Below are 3577 nucleotides of genomic sequence, written 5' to 3'. Positions count from 1 at the left end.
CCCCCCCCCCCCCCTGCCGCGGCACGCACAGCCGGTGCCGCCGATCTACCAGCCCGAGTTGGCCGCCCGGGCCGTGCTGCGGGCCGCCGACCATCCGCGGCGACGCGAGTACCGGGTGGGTGTGTCCACAGCGCTCACGGTGACGGCGAACGCCATCGCACCAGGGCTGCTCGACCGGTATCTGGCACGCACGGGTTTCGCCTCGCAGCAGACGGATGCGCTACCGGCGCCTGAGGGGCGCGGCAATCTGTTTCAGCCCGCTGACGAAACACGGGACGTCGGCGCACACGGCGGCTTCGACGAAGAGGCGCACACCGCCGATCCGCAGGTGTGGGCAAGCCGACACCACGTCGGTCGGGTTGCCGCCGTGACCGGCGTCGCGGCGGCCGGGTACTACGCGGTACGTCGTTTCCACGGTTCCGGCGGAGGCGTGGCGTGAGCCCGGTCGACCTGCCGCCGCCTGTGGTTCGCCGTGAGCCGCCGCGCGTCGACGTCGAGGCGTTGCGGCGGGACCTGGTCGCCCGCGTGGACGGCGAGGTCCGGTTCGATGCCGGCACGCGGGCGGCGTACTCGACCGACGCCTCCAACTACCGCCAGGAGCCGATCGGGGTCGTGGTCCCGCGCACCACCGAGGCGGCTGAGGAAGCCGTCGCCGTGTGCCGGGAGCACGGGGCGCCGCTGCTGTCGCGGGGCGGCGGGACCAGTCTCGCGGGGCAGTGCTGCAACACCGCGGTCGTGATCGACTGGAGCAAGTACTGCAACCGGCTGCTGTCCGTGGATGCGGAGAACCGCCGGTGCGTCGTCGAACCGGGCATCGTGCTGGACGACCTGAACCGCCGACTCGCCCCGCACGGACTGCAATACGGGCCCAAACCCGCCACCCACCCGAACTGCACCATCGGCGGGATGATCGGGAACAATTCCTGCGGGTCGACGGCGCAGGCGTACGGCAAGGTCGTCGACAACCTCCGCCGCCTGGAGGTCCTCACTTACGACGGCACCCGTATGTGGGTCGGACCGACGGACGAGGCGGAGCTGAGCGCGCTGTCGACCCAGGACGGGCGTCGGGGGGACCTGTACCGGGGCATGGCCGCGCTCCGCGACCGTTACGCGGACCTCGTGCGCGAGCGGTTCCCGGACATTCCCCGCCGGGTCTCCGGCTACAACCTCGATTCCCTGCTGCCCGAGCACGGCTTCGACGTCGCCGGACTGCTGACCGGATCAGAATCCACTCTCGTCACGGTGCTTCGGGCAGAACTGGAACTGGTCCCGGTACCCGCCCACACGTCGTTGGTCGTCCTGGGCTACCGCGACATCTGCGAGGCCGCGGACCACGTACCCGCCGTGCTCGAACACACTCCGGCCGCGTTGGAGGGCATCGACCACCAACTCGTCCAGTACGAGCGGAAAAAGCACCTCAATCCCGAAGCGATGCGCATGCTGCCCGACGGCGACGCGTACCTCATGGTCAGCTTCACCGGCGACACCCGAGATGAGGTCGACGCCAAAGCCAAGGCACTCGTCGACGGCAAACCGCACGACGTCGGCCACACCTGGTACGACGACGAACGCCATATGGACGAACTGTGGCAGGTACGCGAGTCCGGACTCGGTGCCACCGCCCATGTCCCGGGCCGCCCCGACACCTGGGAAGGGTGGGAGGACTCCGCCGTGCCGGTGGACCGCCTCGGCGCCTACCTGCGCGATATAAAGCGGCTGTACAAGGAGTTCGACTACGGACAGCCATCGGTGTACGGACACTTCGGCCATGGCTGCGTCCACACCCGCATCCCCTTCGACCTGGAGTCGGCGGAGGGTGTGGCCCGGATGCGCGCGTTCATCGAGAAGGCCGCCGACGTCGTCGTCGGCCACGGGGGCTCGCTGTCCGGGGAACACGGCGACGGCCAGGCACGGGGCGAGCTGCTGACCCGGATGTTCGGACCTGAACTGGTCGAGGGCTTCGAACGGTTGAAGGGGCTGTTCGATCCGGACAACCGCATGAATCCCGGGAAGATCGTCCTCCCGTACCCGCTCGACGAGAACCTGCGCCTCGGCGACAAGTACCTCCCCTGGGAGCCGGACACCGTCTTCGCGTACCCGCACGACGACGGCAGGTTCAGCCGTGCCGCGGCCCGGTGCGTCGGTGTCGGCAAGTGCCGCTCCACGGAAGGCGGCGTGATGTGCCCCAGCTACCGTGCCACGCGGGAGGAGGAGCACTCCACGCGTGGCCGGGCCCGTCTGCTGTTCGAGATGGTCCGCAACGATTCGCCCCTGTCCGGCGGCTGGCGGTCCCGCGAGGTGCGTGACGCCCTCGACCTGTGCCTGGCCTGCAAGGGCTGCAAGTCGGACTGTCCGGTCGACGTCGACATGGCCACCTACAAGGCGGAGTTCCTGTACCACCACTACGCGGGCCGGCCGCGGCCGCGAGCGCACTACTCGATGGGCTGGCTGCCCGCGGTCGCCAGGCTCGTCGCGGTCGCGCCCCGTACCGTCAACGCGCTCGCGTCGGTGCCGTGGATCGCGCGCGCCGTCAAAGCCCTCGGCGGCATCGCCCCGCAGCGTGACCTCCCGGTGTTCGCCGAGCAGCGATTCACCGAATGGTGGCGTCTGCGCGGCGGTTCACGCGGCGAGGGGCACCGTGGCGAGGTCGTCGTATGGCCGGACACCTTCACCGACAACTTCCAACCCGCGGTCGGCAAGGCCGCCGTCGAGGTGCTGGAGGCCGCCGGATTCCGGGTCAAGGTGCCCGAGACGGCGGCGTGCTGCGGACTCACGTGGATCTCCACCGGCCAGCTCGGCGTCGCCAAACGCGTCCTGGGCCGGACCGTCGACACCCTGCGCGAGGACCTGCGGCAAGGTACGCTCGTCGTCGGACTGGAACCGAGCTGCACCGCCGTCTTCCGTTCCGACGCCGCCGAACTCCTGCCCAAGGACCCGGACATCGAACGGCTGCGCCGACAGACCAGGACCCTGGCAGAGCTGCTTGCCGAACGTTCCGAGGACTGGCGGCCACCGGCGGTGGACGCCCGCGCGGTGGTGCAACGCCACTGCCACCAATACGCGGTGATGGGTTTCGAGGCCGAACGCAGGCTCCTTGAGCGTGCGGGCGTCGACGCCGACGTCCTGGACGAGGGCTGCTGCGGTCTCGCCGGGAACTTCGGCTTCGAGAAAGGGCACTACGACGTGTCGATGGCCTGCGCGGAGGCCGGGCTGCTGCCCGCGGTACGGAACGCGGACGACGACACGCTCATTGTCGCGGACGGCTTCAGCTGTCGTACCCGGATCGAACAGGCCGGTACCGGACGAACCTCACTCCACCTGGCGGAGATCCTGGCGGCGGCACTTCGTCAGAAGCCGGTCGTGGCTGAACGGCCGTCCTCACCTGGTGTACGTGGTCTACTCCCAGTCGTCGCCGTCACCGCCGCAGCGGCCGCCGCGGTGGCAGCCTCGCGGCGCCGACACGCACACCGCTGACGAGCCACGGGCGACCCGCCCGAGTGCGTCTAGTGCTGTGACCGGAAACGTTGACCGGGTTGCCGGGTGATCAGGCTGCGTTGAGGAGAGGGCGTCCGCCGTA

The 3577-nt window shown here is 69.9% G+C and carries 1 protein-coding gene and 1 pseudogene; both read left to right on the top strand.

The window, feature by feature from the left end; translation table 11 throughout:
* Window positions 1-439: pseudogene (locus ACRX5S_RS40935) on the top strand (SDR family oxidoreductase); the annotation flags it as partial.
* Window positions 436-3474 carry an FAD-binding and (Fe-S)-binding domain-containing protein gene (locus tag ACRX5S_RS40930; RefSeq protein ID WP_436778381.1) on the top strand — a complete coding sequence of 1013 codons (3039 nt, stop codon included), beginning with the start codon at window positions 436-438 and terminating at the stop codon, window positions 3472-3474. The pseudogene ACRX5S_RS40935 and the gene ACRX5S_RS40930, both read left to right, overlap by 4 nt.
* The last annotated feature ends 103 nt before the right edge of the window (window positions 3475-3577 follow it).

It is taken from the genome of Yinghuangia sp. YIM S09857 (assembly GCF_051388915.1).
Taxonomy (GTDB): domain Bacteria; phylum Actinomycetota; class Actinomycetes; order Streptomycetales; family Streptomycetaceae; genus Yinghuangia.
This window is presented reverse-complemented; position numbering and strand designations above follow the sequence as displayed.